This window comes from Pseudomonas sp. GW823-FHT02F05 (genome assembly GCF_058797315.1).
Genome location: NZ_JBXAJM010000001.1, coordinates 557,096 through 571,669 on the forward strand (window position 1 = coordinate 557,096; position 14,574 = coordinate 571,669).

A 14,574-nucleotide genomic window follows, 5' to 3' on the forward strand; every position below is an offset into this window, starting at 1 on the left:
GTCACTGCGCCTCCAGGCCGGCGAGTGAGCCAGCAACGCGTATACCGGTCTGATCCAATACCAGATCAGCACGGTTACGTTGTTGCACGGTCAGCGGGATCAGTAGCCGCCACTGGACATTGGGCAGGTCTCGATAAGCCGCCAGCACCCCCACGAAACGACTGTCAGGTCCGATACGAAGCTTGAGCCCCAGGCGGTCCCCAGGGCGCAATTCAAGTTCGTCGCTGTTTACCCAGTCCTTGGACAGCGTCTGCTGCGCATTGCCATACAGACCGAAGAAGTCGGCATGTTCAAAAGCGACGCCCTGGCGCAGTTCAATCAACTGCACCACAACTGGCGAGGGGCGGCCATGCAGATCCGGGTTGACGAGTTCACTGGCGGTCAGCGCCATGTCTAGCTTGGTCAGCTTAGAAAAAGGCGAGGCGGCGCTGCAACCTGTCAATAGCCCGAACATGAGCAACAGCAAAGCAAGGGTGACTCGGTACATGAGCATTATCCTGGAAAATCAATATGCAGGCTGGAGATCAGGCGCACCTGCTCCTCATAGGCCTTGGCGAAGTCGCCCCCCAAAGGACGATCATTCAATCGCTCTTGCGCCACCAGACGCTGGTAATGACGCTGGTACGCACGCCAATGCCCACCATCCGAGAAAAACCCGACCGACTTGCCCGAGGACTCGAAGCATCCCAACAGATAGCTGGGCTCAAAGGCCGCACGGGCGTTGCGCAAGGTGCTTCGACAGGCGGCCAACATTGCGACCTGATGCGCTTGCAGTTCCCGGTGAGCCTGGGTGATAGCCCGTACAGCGGGCATCTGGCCTAACGCACTTATATCCAACATCGCAGCTACCGCAGCATCGATGTCGCTACACGCTTTCAAGGGATTAAGGCCCACACCATGGCTGCCGAACGGCGCTGTATCCAACTCGTTATTCAATTCGTCACGGGTGCGCAAACTTTGTTGCAACCCTTCGATCGTCAGGCGAAATAAGCGCGCCACCTTGATCGCCAGTGCTTGCCGACCCGGTTGATCGAGCGTATTCAGGTCCAGGCCCAAGGCTGCTGCAAATTGTGGCCAGAACTCTTCATCAGTCGGCACAGTCATCGCCGCCTGTACCGTAGCAACCTCTACCGCGGGTTCTTCCCGACGTGGGAAGACCACGTGCTCCCGGTCAGCCCCGTAGCGATCCGTCCACACTTGCTGCTCATCGGCGGACTCGTTCAATGCCTCCAGATCCTGCGAAAAGGCATGCATACGGCAATCAACGTCCAACTGATGCGAAGGGCCCAGCGAGAGGAAGGCGTCTTCAGGGATCGTTACTGCCGAGGCGGCCTGCAGGCCGCCAGCAGGTTGCGGTGGCTCCAGCAAGCGCGCACGTATCGCCAACGCTCCCAGCTCGAACACTTCGCCATCACTGATCAATCGCGCGTGCCCCTTGCGCAGGCGCTCATGACTCCCTGCCACCCTGATTCCGTTGCGGCTGATATCCGTGAGGAAATAGCGGCCCTCGCGGTAGGCGACCAGTCCATGGTGGCTGGAGAGCACGCGGCTGGCGTCAGGTATTACCCAATCACATTCCGAGCCGCGGCCGATCACGCCACCACTCACGTCAAACACTTTGCGGTCCAGGGGCACGTTCTTTTCGCTCTCGGGCGCGCAGATCTCAAACACAAGCTGCATCTTCATGACCCTCCATTCAGCGGCCACGAGTGATCGCCTGTGGATCACCCACAGGATGGTACTCAGCGTCATCGAATACATAGTTGGCGTTACAGCCACCCAGCAAAAACAGTACAAGCACGACGATGTGCCATGGACGATCAGGCATCGGCTTTCTCCCATAGTGAAAATAAGGTGCGTCATTCAGCGTTCTTCCCTGGCATCGCCAAAGGGAATGTTCAAGCGGGCAAGACGGTAGAGCAGCGTACGCCGGGCAACCCCTAGCTCCCGTGCCGTACGGGTGCGATTACCGCGATTCTTGTGCAGGCAATCGAGCAAAAACGTGCGCTCCACTCGCTCCATGCGCTGGCGCAGGGTCGCTTCATCGGTAGCGGCTGGCGTCAGTGTCATTGGCAGCGCCAGATGCTCCGGTCGGATCACGCTGTCGTCACACAACAGCACGGCGCGCTCCACCAGGCATTTGAGCTCGCGTATGTTGCCGGGGAAGCTGTGGCTGGAAAGTTGATCAAGGGCGGTATTCGACCAATCGACAGGTGACCTTTCCAGCGCTTCGCAAACCTTGTCCGTGAAATAGCGCGCCAGTTGCTGTACATCGCCGTCTCGCTCGCGCAGGGCCGGTAGAGTGATGGGAAACTGAGCAAGCCGATAATAGAGATCCTCGCGAAAGCGCCCCTCGGCAACCATCGCCGCGAGGTCGCGATGGGTGGCAGCAATGATGCGGACATCAACCTTATGGGCTGCACTGGCGCCCAGTGGGCGAACCTCGCCCTCCTGCAATACCCGCAGCAACTTGGCTTGCAGTGACAGCGGCATATCGCCGATCTCATCCAGCAGCAACGTACCGCCATGCGCAGCGTCGAACAGCCCCGCGTGATTGCGCTCGGCGCCAGTGAACGCGCCTTTTCGGTAGCCGAACAGTTCGCTTTCAAGCAACCCTTCCGGGAACGCTGCGCAGTTCTGCACGACAAAGGCCTTGGCCTTGCGCGGCCCGGCGGCATGGATGGCGCGGGCCACCACTTCCTTGCCAGTGCCGGTCTCACCGTGCAGCAGCACGGTATAAGACGTGTGCAGCACTTTACTGATCAGCCGGCACGCCTGCTCCATTGCCGCACTGGTGCCAATCAAGCCATATGTTCCAGCCAACGGTTTGTCGCATCTGCGCTTTGTGCCAACGATGGGCTGGATATCGCGCAGTGCGAGTAACTGATTCAAGGCGAAGCTGCCCAAATGCCCCAAGGATGAGGCGTAGACTCGCAACTGGACCGACTGCTGGCGGGCGAAGACCAGCACACCGGTCATACGTTTGCATCGGCTGAGCAGCGGCACGATCAATAGCGCACGCCAGGGTATCGCCATTGCCGGGAGGAAGCGGGTGTCATACCCACTGTCTTGCACATCCTCCAGACTCAGGACGGAGCCCTGGTTCAAGGTTGCGTGCAGCAGCCCTTGGTGGGACTGATCGGGACACGCAGGCGCAACGGAGAGCGATGGTATCTGGGCCATATGTTGAGCGGTCAGTTCAAGCCGGCCGGTCACTTCGTCCAGCAGATACAATTGGCTGAGCTCACACTGGCTCAGCCGTGCCGCCCCGGTAACGCATCCTTCAAGTAACGAATGTTCATCGCGCTCGAACCCCAAGCGTGTGAAACAGGCAGACAGCGCGTCGACATAAACCAGCGGGTCGGCCTCTTTACCAAGCAGGTTATCGGTCATGGGCTGCACTCGTCGAAACACGCCAGGGCCAGCACTGTGTCGGTCTTGCCGACAGCGCGCCGATCAGTTGTTGCAGGTCCGCATTAGTCATGGTCATTAATCCCTGATGAATTGTGGGTCAGCGTGACCACGCCATCGGCCTGTTCATGCGCCAGCCAAGTGGTCCAGCCCAGGCGGCAAACTGTGTTCTCACCAATATGCAAGGCCTTGATCTGGCCCTGCGCCAACATCAGGCTCAGGTCGTAGTCCAAGGGGTCCCGCAGGGTCAGGCGCACCAGCGAACGCAGTGGTTGGTAGGCACTTCCGGTGGGCAGAAAATCGTGGAAACGCTCCCAGCACAGCGCCCGGACATGCACCCTGAACTTGCCACTGCGGTCAGCGATGCGGTGCCCCAGAACCAGGTCATCGCCAAGAGCACTATTGGCCCGCCCCAGATGATTGCGCTGCGTCTGGCAGACCTCGACCGTACGTGCAACCCATTGCTCTAGAAACAACGCCTCGTGCATGAAGTAGTAACGCAGGACCGACTCGATCAACGCCGCCGAATGCACCCGTAAACTCAGCAAGCCAAGGTAAGGCAGCAAGCGCTTGCAATCGACTTGGCAAACGCCCCGTATCGCAGCTGCGCCCAGCCCTATCAAGGCAAACATCTGCTCGGAAAACCTATCGTTGGCACCTGCCCGGAAACACGCCCGATAGCGGTACTTGCGCCAGATCGGCAGCATCAGCCGGTGCAGCCGATGGTGGAACAGGTCGAGGAAATCCCGAGTCGGGTTGCCACCCGAGCGCTCGGCGAATGCCTGCTCACCATAAAACGCGGGCAGTGGTGACCCCGCACCGAATAACCCCAACACATTCAGACGCAGGCGTGCGCGCAATTGGCCCTGTTCCATAAAGAACTCCACCCGGTCAATATCGTGCGCGGCAAACCCGAGACCAGGGTTGGCCTGGAACTCCAACTGGTCGTACAGCGCGTCGTCATCTAAAAGCGGATGGGCCTCGCGCAAATGCTCGATAACCTGCAGAACCGCCTGAAACAACGTGAACTCACGGATAACGCGACAAAGTTGAGTCAGAGCTGGGGTTGCTGTCCCATCTGGGATGGCCATAGATACACGTCTCCTTGTGTGCTGATGACCCGCAACTCGTGATACGAATTGAGGCTGGCATAAAGCGCAAAAAACTCATTTAGAACGCAAGCGAATACAAACAGGTCGCCCTGGCCAACAAAGCCCTGGGAATCGACCGTCAGATCGATCCGCACGCCTCGGATGGGCAGCCCGCGGTGCAGGCGATCCACTGGCTCTTGGCGGATGGAGAGCAAGGCGCCCAGTCTTTTCTGGCTGACCTTCAGGGCCTGGCGATCGTAATAACGCGACAAATCGTAGGACTCCAGAATCACTTTCAAGGCATTGATATCGGTCAACGACAAATAGTTGAGCGACATGTTGCTGATGAGCTTCCACAGATAGTCTTGGTCCAGTGGTGGTGCGAAGCTCGCCGTTGGCGCGGTGATGTTGCGGAACGTCAACGACTCCGGCGTCTGCTCACCGGGCAGATTGATATCACCCGCACGCAGTTGGCGCGGCAGGTTGCAATTAGTACAGGTCAGTTCGACCGACAAGGTTTCATGGCCCCGTTCGCGGCGGTTGCCAAACCCCATCCAGGTATCGAGCCCGGCATGTTGAACCGACGAGCGTTGGCGAATGCTGTAGCTGGGCGGTGCCGCCAGGGGCTCAGTGTCGCAGTCATGCTCAAACGACTCGAACGGCACGTAGGTTTGATAGCCCAAGCCACCGGGGCGCCACCCAGTGACCTGATCCACGGAAAAGACGCTGGCATTACCCGGCGTATATTCCCCGGGCACCAAGAGGTACTCATCCTGCTTTCCATCCAGGCGAATAGGAATCGCATCCTGCTTGAACAGGTTGACGATGGGCGTGCAATACAACTTTATGTTGTCCAGGGTGGGACGCTGAGGTTCACGGCCGTAAGTGCGATGTTCAAAGCGCATTACCATGCCATGCGCCTGCCGGAGCAGCTCGTGAGACAGCGTGTGCAGCACACTCAGACCTTCAACGTCGACAAACAGGTACTTCTCGGGAAAAGCAAAGTACTCCTGCAGGTGTCGATAACCCCCCAGGGCATTCTGCGGATAAGGAATCAACGCCTGCTCCTTGGAGAATCCCACCGGCCGAACCTGGTCAGCAGCAAGCCGTAGCATCACGGGCATGCCATCGCTGGCGATGATCGGCATACCGTCGTGATCCAGTAACAGCAGGCAGATCCCATCGAGATGACGCAACAGGTTCAGATACAGGCCCTGACTGACATAAGGATCTCCGGCCAGGTGCAAGCGCAGTGAATCAAATGCCAACTCGCTGAAGTTACCTGCGACACTCATGCTCAGGTGCAAATCCAGACGGGCCCCTTCGCCCTGGCTCCGGTATTCCAGGCCACTGAGTTGCAGGGGCATGACATCGGTGGCGTAACATGTACGGAACCGGCAACGCTCGCCGTGGATGGTGGCGCTTTCCACGGCGGTGTCCCGACCCACTCGAACACCGGGACCAGCGCGTTTCAACGGATCGAATTGCAGGATGCTGAAGGCCGGTATCGGCCGCATGTAATGAGGCCAGAGCAAGTGCATCAACGAATGCGTCAACTCCGGCAGTTCGTCATCCAGCTTCTGGCGCAGGCGCGCGGTCAAAAAGGCAAAACCCTCCAGCAAGCGTTCGACATCCGGGTCCTGGCCAGCCTCGGCGAGAAACGGCGCCAGGGCGGGATTGCGCTCTGAAAAACGCCTGCCCAGTTGGCGCAGGGCACTGAGTTCGCTTTGAAAATATCGGTCAAGCGTCATCGGTAAAAACCTCAACCCGCCCGGCATCCGTGAGGCGGGCGTGGAACACCACGGGCTGCAGGATGCCGTCAATGGCCCGCTCAGCCTCGATGGCAAACGCCAACTCCAGGGATTCACGCGCCCCCGGCAACAGCCTGACACGTGCATTCGTCAACCGCGGTTCATAGGCCTGGATAAAGCGCTCGATATGTAGACGCGACTGGCTCAAGGACTCATGCAAGCTAAGCCGCATGTCATTGAGGTCCGGCAGCCCATAATCAGGCAATGTCTTGACACTGCCCGCGCGAGTGCTGAGCATTTTCCCCAGATGGGCAGCAATGGACGCCGCCCCGCCCTCCGGGGGCGACGCACCGCATTCGAGGCGTTCGAAAAGGCTGCCGTGCTCTGGCATGCCGTAGCCTCTGCTCATTCTTTATCCAGCTTACCGACCAGGGACAAAGTGAAATCTGCCCCCATGTACTTGAAATGCGGGCGCACAGTCAGGTTGACCCGGTACCAGCCAGGTTCGCCATCGACATCACTGACGACAATGCGTGCAGCTCGCAACGGGCGCCGCCCACGTACCTCGGCACTAGGATTTTCCTGGTCCGCCACGTACTGGCGAATCCACTTGTTGAGTTCCAGCTCCAGGTCTGTGCGCTCTTTCCATGCGCCCAACTGCTCGCGCTGCAGCACTTTGAGGTAGTGCGCCAAGCGGTTGACTACCATCATGTAAGGCAATTGGGTGCCCAGCCGGTAATTCAGCTCTGCGGCCCTGCCCTCCTCACTGATACCAAAGGATTTTGGCTTCTGCACGGAGCTGGCGGAAAAGAACGCCGCGTTATCGCTGCCTTTGCGCATGGTCAAGGCGATGAAACCTTCTTGTGCCAACTCGTATTCGCGTCGGTCCGATACCAGCACCTCGGTAGGAATTTTGGTTTCGATCTCGCCCATGCTCTGGAAGTGATGCAGCGGGAGGTCCTCGACCGCTCCGCCGCTTTGCGGGCCGATAATGTTCGGGCACCAGCGAAATCGCGCAAAGCTGTCGGTCAGGCGGGTGGCAAAGGCATACGCGGTATTGCCCCACAAGTAATGCTCGTGGCTATTAACCACATTCTCCTGGTAGGCAAAGGTCTTGACTGGATACTCAAGGGGGTCATACGGGGTACGCAACAGAAAGCGCGGTACGGTAAGGCCCATATAACGGGCGTCTTCGCTCTGCCGGAAACTTTGCCACTTGGCAAATTGCGGACCTTCGAAATGATCTCGCAGATCCTTCAGGTCCGGCAGCCCGGTGAAACTTTCCAAACCGAAGAACCCGGGCCCGGCAGCGGCGATAAAAGGCGCGTGGGCCATGCTGGCGACGCTGGATGCGTACTGCATCAGCTTCACGTCGGGTGCGTTGGGCGAGAGAAAGTAGTTGGCAATGATTGCGCCCACCGGCTGTCCGCCGAACTGGCCGTATTCAGCGCTGTAGACATGTTTGTAAAGCCCGGACTGGGTGATCTCCGATGAGTCTTCGAAGTCGTCCAGGAGGTCCTGGCGCGAGACATTCAAGAGCTCGATCTTGATGTTTTCGCGAAAATTGGTGCGCTCGACCAGCAACTGCAAGCCTCGCCATGAAGCCTCCAGTGCCTGGAAGTCCGGATGGTGCAGGATTTCATCCATTTGCTGGCTGAGCTTGGTATCGATCTCGGCAATCATGCGGTCGACCAGGTGTTTCTTTACCGGCTCATCACAGTTATGTGGCTTCACCAGCTCTGCAATGAACGCCGACACGCCGCGCTTGGCGATGCCGTAAGCCTCGTCGTCGGCACTGAGCAAGGTCTGGGCAATGATGTTATCGAGGATGCTGCAGGTTTCGGTGGTTTGTACGAGTTTCGAGCTGTGTTCAATCGTGTTCATGGTGTCAGTGTCCCTTTACTGAAACGGCAATGCTTGAGGGCTGTCCAGCCCCAGTTCGGCCAGGACTCGAGCGCGGGAGTCGTCATTGGCCAATGCCTGCTCGATAGCCTTGCGAAAGTTCGGCGTGTTCCCCAGCGGCCCCTTGAGCGCCACCAGGGCTTCACGCAATGCCATCAGCTTTTGCAACGCCGGGATCTGCTCGACCAGGTTTGCGGGGTTGAAGTCCCTCATGACGTTGATCTGCACCTGGATCGGCAACTCCTCCACATCAGCGGTATCCTGCAGGCGATTGGGTACGCTCAGCGTCAGGCTCAAGGCTTGCTTGGCCAACACCTCGTCAAAGGTGTGCTTGTCGATACCGATGGGCTTGCGATCCTCGAGTTTGCGATGGTCCGCACGCTGGGAAAAATCTCCCAGCACCAGCAGCTTCAACGGCAGTTCGACTTCTTCCTGGGCCCCACCGACAGCGGGTTTGAAAGTAATATTGATACGTTCCTTGGGGGCTACCGAACCGTCTTTGGCCATGGTGCTTTTCCTTTTTGATGAGGCGCTATTCAAGTACTGCTTCAAGATCGAAATGGCACAACCTGCGATGCAGTGCGTCTTTGCAGTCGCATATGGGCTGGGTTTGTGGCAACAGCTCATAGCAGCGGTACAGAAGCTTGCCGACTTGCAAGGTCAGCGCCGGCTCCCAACTTTCCAGACCTGTGCGCTGTAATTGAAGGTCGAGTTCTTCCAGCTGAAGCCTGGCCAGCTCATGCTTGCCAGCCGCCACGCACAACCTGGCCAGCGCCAGGCGCCAATGAAAGCGCGCTCGATCACCGCACGCCGCCTGCAGCCCTTGCTTGAGTACGGCCACTGCTGCCTTGAGGCCGTCCTTTCGCAGGCAAGGCATCACCGCTTGCAATGTGGTCTCCCAGGGCTGCGTGTGACTGTCGGCGACAACATGGGAGGGCTCGGGCTTGTGCACGTGACGCATCACATGCAGCGCGATCCACTCACCTGTCGCAGGGTCGGCAAAGGGGGTGCCGTCGTTGAACCGATATTCAGGCAGGTGCGGCAGGCGCTGCAGCAGCAGAGCCAAATGCATCTCCAGTTCAGTCATGGCCAGGTTTGCATGCAAGGCGTCCAGGCACTCCCAGACCATGCGCAAACCATCCAACCAGAACAACGCACCCGCCAGGCTTACCTCAAGCTCAGGCAACAGATCGGCGTGATGGCCTTGGCTGAGACGCTCTTGATAGCGCTTGCGCTTGTCCGCGACCAACGGGCGCAACGCCGTTACTCGCTCACTGTTGGCGTCGGGATAATTGACGAGCATCAACCACGCCAAGGTTCGACCCAGGCGCAAGGCACGCAGGTCGGTTGCGTCCTGGCGCAACCACCAGGCACATAACGGGCGGGCCTGCTCCTGTAAAGTGCGCAGCAGTCTGTGCGCGTCTTTTTCGTTGTTGATCGGTTGCCCGGGACTCAGCAACTGGGTCGTCTGCTTGACCTGGGCAATGACGTTCGCGACACCGCCAGGTTCGGATACACCCTGCGCCAAGCGCTCCGACAATTGCCGGCGAATCGGCAGCAGCAAAGGTGCATCGCTTCCAAGTTGTTCGCCCCATAGCTGGTCGAGACATGCCAGGTGTTCCAACAGGGCCTGGAATAAAGGCCGTTGATCGCTGAGCGACGGGTTGAGTGCAAATGCTTGCTCAAGGCGCGACACCAGCCAGCCAAACGCCGCAGCACGGGTTCGTAGCTTGCCAGGGTAAACCTGCTCCCAATAGAGTTCACACAGGTCACGCAGCAAACCGAGACCGGCCAGCAATCCGGCAAATGAATCACGTTGATACAGGGCCCAGACCAACCAGACGGCGACGCGTAGATCCTTGGAGTGATCACGCAGCAAATGCTCGCTGATTTCGCTGACCTTCTGCCAATCCGGCTGGCCCGCAACATGGATAGACTGGGCTTTGCCAAGCTCGGCCTCCAGCGCTTCAAACTCGCTCGAAAAACGCACGTCACTACCAACAAAACTGCTTGAGCAACATGCTGTCCGTGCAAGCTTGCGGTAATGAACATAAAGTTCTTCTGAATAAGCCATTTTGAGTTGCACACATCCGTCCGAGGTAAATAGGAGGACTTAACGCCATTGTCGAAACGCCCTTGAACTTCCATTCAAAACTCATCGAAGTGAGTGAACCTTAGCCACGACAAAAACAATCAGCAAGTAACGGAACGGAACTTAAGAAACGTCCTACACACCCAACAAATAAAGGAATGCGCAACTATTTGCGCACCTCTTCATCGGAAAAAACCACGCTTTATCTCCGACAGCCGCGCATTTACAACTTATAGGGCATGAGCAACTAAGTGCGCGCAGGCGTGAAACTAATAGCGCTGAAATCCACCTACCGCTCGACAATAAGCTCTGAACAAACGAACACAGAGCCGCCTTGGTCTTTATTTCATTGGCTTTCATACTTTCAGGCACGCTTCTTGTTATAGGCCTCTGCCCCTTCAGCGCTTTTGCTGTTCGGCAATACCTACTCAATCAGGCAAGGAAACCCGTCATGCCAACACCCGCGTATCTCTCCATCACCGGTGTCAAACAAGGTTTGATTACGGCAGGCACATTTACTCAGGACTCGGTAGGCAGCATTTATCAGGAAGGTCATGAGGACCAGATACTGGTACAAGCATTTGCCCACCAGGTGATCATTCCTCGCGACCCGCAATCCGGCCAGCCAACCGGTCAGCGCGTGCACAAACCGCTGATGATCAGCAAGGTTTTCGATAAATCCTCACCCTTGCTGTTCAGCGCCCTGACTACCGGCGAAGAAGTGTCCTGCCGGCTGGAATGGCTGCGCAACTCTTCCTCCGGGACCCTGGAGCACTACTTCACCATTGAACTGGAAGGCGCGACCATCGTGGACATCCAATCGCGCATGCCCAACTGCCAGGACCCCGACAACGCCCACTTCACCCATCTGGAGGACGTGCACTTCAGCTATCGCAAGATCATCTGGACTCACGAGGTCGCCGGGACGTCCGGTTCGGACGACTGGCGCAGTCCAGTGGCCGGCGGCTAAGCAGGGCGATAGGGCCCCGCTAACGAGGTGCCGAGTAGTGGGGCAAGAGCGTTTTGCTTGATTTGCCGCTTTTGCAAAGTGAGCCGCCGCCATTGCGGAACCCTAGGTGGCCGTTACCTGAATAACGGATATGTACGCGGTCTGATCTGACATCTGGTCGGCTATCAGGCCGCCTTCGCGAGCAAGCCCGCAGTTTTGTTATCCTGGCGCTCCCGCCCACACGGACGCGCGCGTATGCACATCGACCCGGCCTTCATCCTTCACCAGACCGAGCACTGGCAGCTCAACCACCACCTGGCGTCGAAGCTGCCGGGCTACCTGATGCTTGGCGCCAAGGTACCGGTTGACTCCCTCGCTGACATGCCAGAAGCCGCACTGGCCGAAATGGGCGGTTTGCTCGCCAACATCCAACGAGTGATGCAAGCCCAGCTCCAGCCGAAGTGGCTATATATCAGCCGCTACGGACATATGCCGGGTTTCCCGCTGCACTTTCACTTCATTCCTGTCTATGACTGGGTGGAGCGAGCGTTCTGGCAGGACGAACGCTACCGCTCGCTGTACGCTTTCGGTACGCCGCCCCTCGAACCCCTGACCGATGGCGCTGAACTGACCCTGTTTGTATGGCGAGAGTTTGGCGAGAGCCTAACCCCGCCGCAGGTTCAAGGGCCAGGGGTGGCGCAGGTGATCGAGCAATTGCGCGCTGCATTCAAGCGGGGCTCATAACCCGCAGCCGCTTCACCATCGGCACACACGCCAGCACCAACCCGGACGGAGAGCGATACACCGCTTGCTCATCGCCTACATACCCGCACGCTCTATAAAAACTTACCGCATTCAAGGTCGCATCCAGCACAACCTGTTCAATCGCTTGCTGGCGTGCCACGCCTTCCAGATGAGCAAGCATTGCCTTGCCAAGGCCTTGCCCCATGTAAGCAGGCAATACAAACAAGGCCCCTATTTCACCGTCGGCAAGATCGAGCATACCGGTGGCGACAGGCTCGTCATTCAGCCAGCCCATGTAGAACTGTTTTTCCATCAACACGCTGTAGCCATCGCTGGCGTGACCTCGGGTCCAGAGCACCATTTGCTCAGCGCTGTAGGCGCCAATGCATTGGCCGCGAATGGCCTCGCGTCGAATCTCGAACGCACGCTCGGCGTCATCCGGCGTGGCACGTTTTATCTCCAGCATCGCAAGCTCCTTCCATGACCTCAAACTGCCACTAGCCCATTTGTGCTAATCGACCCCACCCCACGGCGGCGCTATATTCCGCGGCACTTCCAACGTTCTCACCCACACCGCGCACTCAATGCGCGCGGGTTCTTTGCGCGTTGGAAAAACCAAAACAACCCCAAGGAAGAAGCACCATGAAACTCCACTCCCCTGTCACTCGTCTTGCCCTGCTGGGCGCCTTGATCATCGGCGTCGCCGGTTGCAGCAATATCAAGCCCACCGAAGATCATCTCAAGAAGCTTTCGGAAACCAATCTGGGCGAGCCGGTAAAACGTATTTCCAATGTGCGCAGCGACTCCATGACCACCTACTACGTCGCTAACACAGCCTCCGGCGAGTACAACTGCTCCGTGCCCAGCGGTGCGAGCGGCGGCGCGTTCGCGATTGCCAGCTTCGGCCTGATGAAGCCCGCGGCCTACTGCATGCCCAAGGGCGCCAAAGGCAATGGGTTGACGCCGTTCATGCAGTAATTTTTTCCTGACTGAGCTCACGCAGGGTGCCGCGCAGCTCCGCAGGGCGTACCGGTTTGGAGAGGATAGCGATCTGCCGATCATGCAACGCGGCCTGGATTTTCTCCACATCGTGCCCGGTGAGGATCAGCGCTGGCACCGCCCAGCCGCGTTGTTCGCGTAGCTGGTCGATGCATTCAATGCCGGTGGCATGGTTGCCCAGATCGTAGTCGGCAACGATGATGTCGCAGTCGCTGACCAAGCCCTGCCCCGTGGACTCGGCCTGCACCTCGCACCCCCAGCGCTCGAGCAAAGCTTGGGTGGCGAGCAGCACGTTGTAGTCATCCTCCACCAGGCACACTTTCAGACCGCTGAGCAGACCGGCCTGGCGAGCATCGTCACGCACTGCCGGTCGACGCGGCGCGGTGGCCAGGGCCAGGCCATGCAGACTCACTGAGGTGCCATGGCCCACCCGCGAACGCAGACTCACCTGCAACCCCATCAACTGCCCCAGGCGCTTGACGATGGACAGCCCAAGGCCCACGCCTTCAACGTCCTTGTCACGCAGTTGGCGCACGCGATAAAACTCTTCGAAGACCTTTGACAGATGCTCCCTGGCAATGCCCCGCCCCTGGTCGTGCACCTCCACCACCAAGCCGTTATCGCGAACACGCACACCGATCAGCACTGGTCGTTGCGCGCCGTATTTGAAGCAATTGGAGAGCAGGTTCTGCACCATCGTTGCCAACATGGCCGGGTCGACCAGCACCCAGTGAGCGCAGGCGCGCAAGCGCAACTGCACTCCAGCCCAACGCGCAGCCTCGGCGTTCTGGCGCACCAGGTCGGCGAGAAAGTCACCCAGGTGAATCACTTGGTATTTGGGCAACAGGCGTCCGTTGTCGAGGGTGTAAAGGTCGAGAATCGAACGAAACAATTGCGACACGTTAAGCAAAGAGCGGTCGATATTGTCCACCAGGCGCTGTTCGTCCTCCCCCAAGCGGGCTTCGCGCAAGCAGGCGGTGAACAGGCCGATGGAGTGGATCGGCTGGCGCAGGTCATGGCTGGCCTGGGCAAGAAAGCGCGACTTTTCCAGGTTGGCGGCGATGGCTTGCTCGGAAGCCTTGCGTGTGCGCTCCAACAGGATATGGGCGTACACCGGGATCACTGTGCTGGTGATCATCAGCATCAGCATCATGAAGGGTTGCGCCTGCCACAGCGGCGTGAGTTGGTACACGATCAACAGCGCCAGCAACGCCAGCCCCGTCGCGATTGCCAGGTAGCGCGAACCGTAGCGCATGCCGTTGCCCAGGTTCACCCAGACCATCACCGCATACAGCGGCAATGCCGCCTCACCGCCCATCACCAGGCCGAACGAAGTGCCCGTGTAGTCGTGGATCATGCCGAAGATCCGCCGCGCCGGATAATGCCCAGGCCAGCGTGCGATCACCTGGCGCAACACGATGGATGCCAGCAGGAACAGCAAGATATACAGGATCACCGGCAGATAGGTGTCCAACGACTGCCCAGGCAAAAAGCCCAGCACGCCGATGTAAACGATAGCGATGCTGGCCACCACGATGCGCAGATTAGCCTGATCGAGTTCGGAGTTAGTCTCGGGGCTCATCGTCATATCCTTGACCTATCATCTGTAGGAGCGAGCTTGCTCGCGAAAAAACG

Annotated in this window: 15 protein-coding genes; 3 read left to right on the forward strand and 12 right to left on the reverse strand. The window is 58.6% G+C overall.

The features are described from left to right. Window position 1 precedes the first annotated feature (1 nt). The 10 genes from tssJ to tssA form a co-directional block, all read right to left on the reverse strand. Entirely contained in the window at window positions 2-487 is a 486-nt protein-coding gene (gene tssJ / locus AC1RAC_RS02490) for a type VI secretion system lipoprotein TssJ (protein WP_034126100.1), read from the reverse strand. 5 nt (window positions 488-492) lie between these two features. Further along, window positions 493-1,686, reverse strand: coding sequence for a type VI secretion system-associated FHA domain protein TagH (gene tagH, locus AC1RAC_RS02495; protein ID WP_492616103.1), 1,194 nt, complete (start codon window positions 1,684-1,686; stop codon window positions 493-495). A gap of 10 nt (window positions 1,687-1,696) precedes the next feature. After that, window positions 1,697-1,828: a hypothetical protein gene (locus tag AC1RAC_RS02500; protein WP_034126102.1), complete on the reverse strand. Its 132-nt coding sequence runs from the start codon at window positions 1,826-1,828 to the stop codon at window positions 1,697-1,699. A gap of 35 nt (window positions 1,829-1,863) precedes the next feature. Then, entirely contained in the window at window positions 1,864-3,393 is a 1,530-nt protein-coding gene (locus AC1RAC_RS02505) for a sigma-54-dependent Fis family transcriptional regulator (protein ID WP_054898530.1), read from the reverse strand. Window positions 3,394-3,476: 83 nt separating this feature from the next. After that, window positions 3,477-4,502 carry a type VI secretion system baseplate subunit TssG gene (tssG, locus tag AC1RAC_RS02510; RefSeq protein WP_054898529.1) on the reverse strand — a complete coding sequence of 342 codons (1,026 nt, stop codon included), beginning with the start codon at window positions 4,500-4,502 and terminating at the stop codon, window positions 3,477-3,479. Continuing rightward, window positions 4,466-6,253 (reverse strand): type VI secretion system baseplate subunit TssF, encoded by a 1,788-nt coding sequence (tssF, locus tag AC1RAC_RS02515; RefSeq protein ID WP_198862093.1) that lies wholly within the window; start codon window positions 6,251-6,253, stop codon window positions 4,466-4,468. The genes tssG and tssF overlap by 37 nt, the downstream gene beginning before the upstream one ends. After that, window positions 6,243-6,644, reverse strand: a complete 402-nt coding sequence (tssE, locus tag AC1RAC_RS02520) for a type VI secretion system baseplate subunit TssE (protein WP_054898539.1) — start codon at window positions 6,642-6,644, stop codon at window positions 6,243-6,245. The genes tssF and tssE overlap by 11 nt, the downstream gene beginning before the upstream one ends. 14 nt (window positions 6,645-6,658) lie before the next feature. Then, window positions 6,659-8,137 (reverse strand): type VI secretion system contractile sheath large subunit, encoded by a 1,479-nt coding sequence (gene tssC, locus AC1RAC_RS02525; protein ID WP_096144286.1) that lies wholly within the window; start codon window positions 8,135-8,137, stop codon window positions 6,659-6,661. 15 nt (window positions 8,138-8,152) lie between these two features. Further along, window positions 8,153-8,662 (reverse strand): type VI secretion system contractile sheath small subunit, encoded by a 510-nt coding sequence (gene tssB / locus AC1RAC_RS02530; RefSeq protein WP_054898526.1) that lies wholly within the window; start codon window positions 8,660-8,662, stop codon window positions 8,153-8,155. Window positions 8,663-8,687: 25 nt separating this feature from the next. Continuing rightward, entirely contained in the window at window positions 8,688-10,229 is a 1,542-nt protein-coding gene (tssA, locus tag AC1RAC_RS02535; protein WP_197900905.1) for a type VI secretion system protein TssA, read from the reverse strand. 469 nt (window positions 10,230-10,698) lie between these two features. Between tssA and AC1RAC_RS02540 the strand changes: the two genes are divergently transcribed. Then, the gene (locus tag AC1RAC_RS02540; RefSeq protein WP_034126109.1) at window positions 10,699-11,217 is read left to right on the forward strand and encodes an Hcp family type VI secretion system effector; all 519 of its coding nucleotides are present in this window, start codon (window positions 10,699-10,701) and stop codon (window positions 11,215-11,217) included. A gap of 234 nt (window positions 11,218-11,451) precedes the next feature. Next, a complete protein-coding gene (locus tag AC1RAC_RS02545) occupies window positions 11,452-11,940 on the forward strand; it encodes an HIT family protein (protein WP_236454447.1) in 489 nt (162 codons plus the stop codon). On the opposite strand, the gene AC1RAC_RS02550 is transcribed toward AC1RAC_RS02545, so the two are convergent. Further along, window positions 11,924-12,406, reverse strand: a complete 483-nt coding sequence (locus AC1RAC_RS02550) for a GNAT family N-acetyltransferase (protein ID WP_492616104.1) — start codon at window positions 12,404-12,406, stop codon at window positions 11,924-11,926. The two genes, AC1RAC_RS02545 and AC1RAC_RS02550, sit on opposite strands and share 17 nt — an antisense overlap. A 176-nt stretch (window positions 12,407-12,582) precedes the next feature. Between AC1RAC_RS02550 and AC1RAC_RS02555 the strand changes: the two genes are divergently transcribed. Continuing rightward, entirely contained in the window at window positions 12,583-12,918 is a 336-nt protein-coding gene (locus AC1RAC_RS02555; protein WP_044273082.1) for a hypothetical protein, read from the forward strand. On the opposite strand, the gene AC1RAC_RS02560 is transcribed toward AC1RAC_RS02555, so the two are convergent. Then, a complete protein-coding gene (locus tag AC1RAC_RS02560) occupies window positions 12,908-14,521 on the reverse strand; it encodes an ATP-binding response regulator (RefSeq protein WP_060764842.1) in 1,614 nt (537 codons plus the stop codon). The two genes, AC1RAC_RS02555 and AC1RAC_RS02560, sit on opposite strands and share 11 nt — an antisense overlap. Window positions 14,522-14,574: the final 53 nt, after the last annotated feature.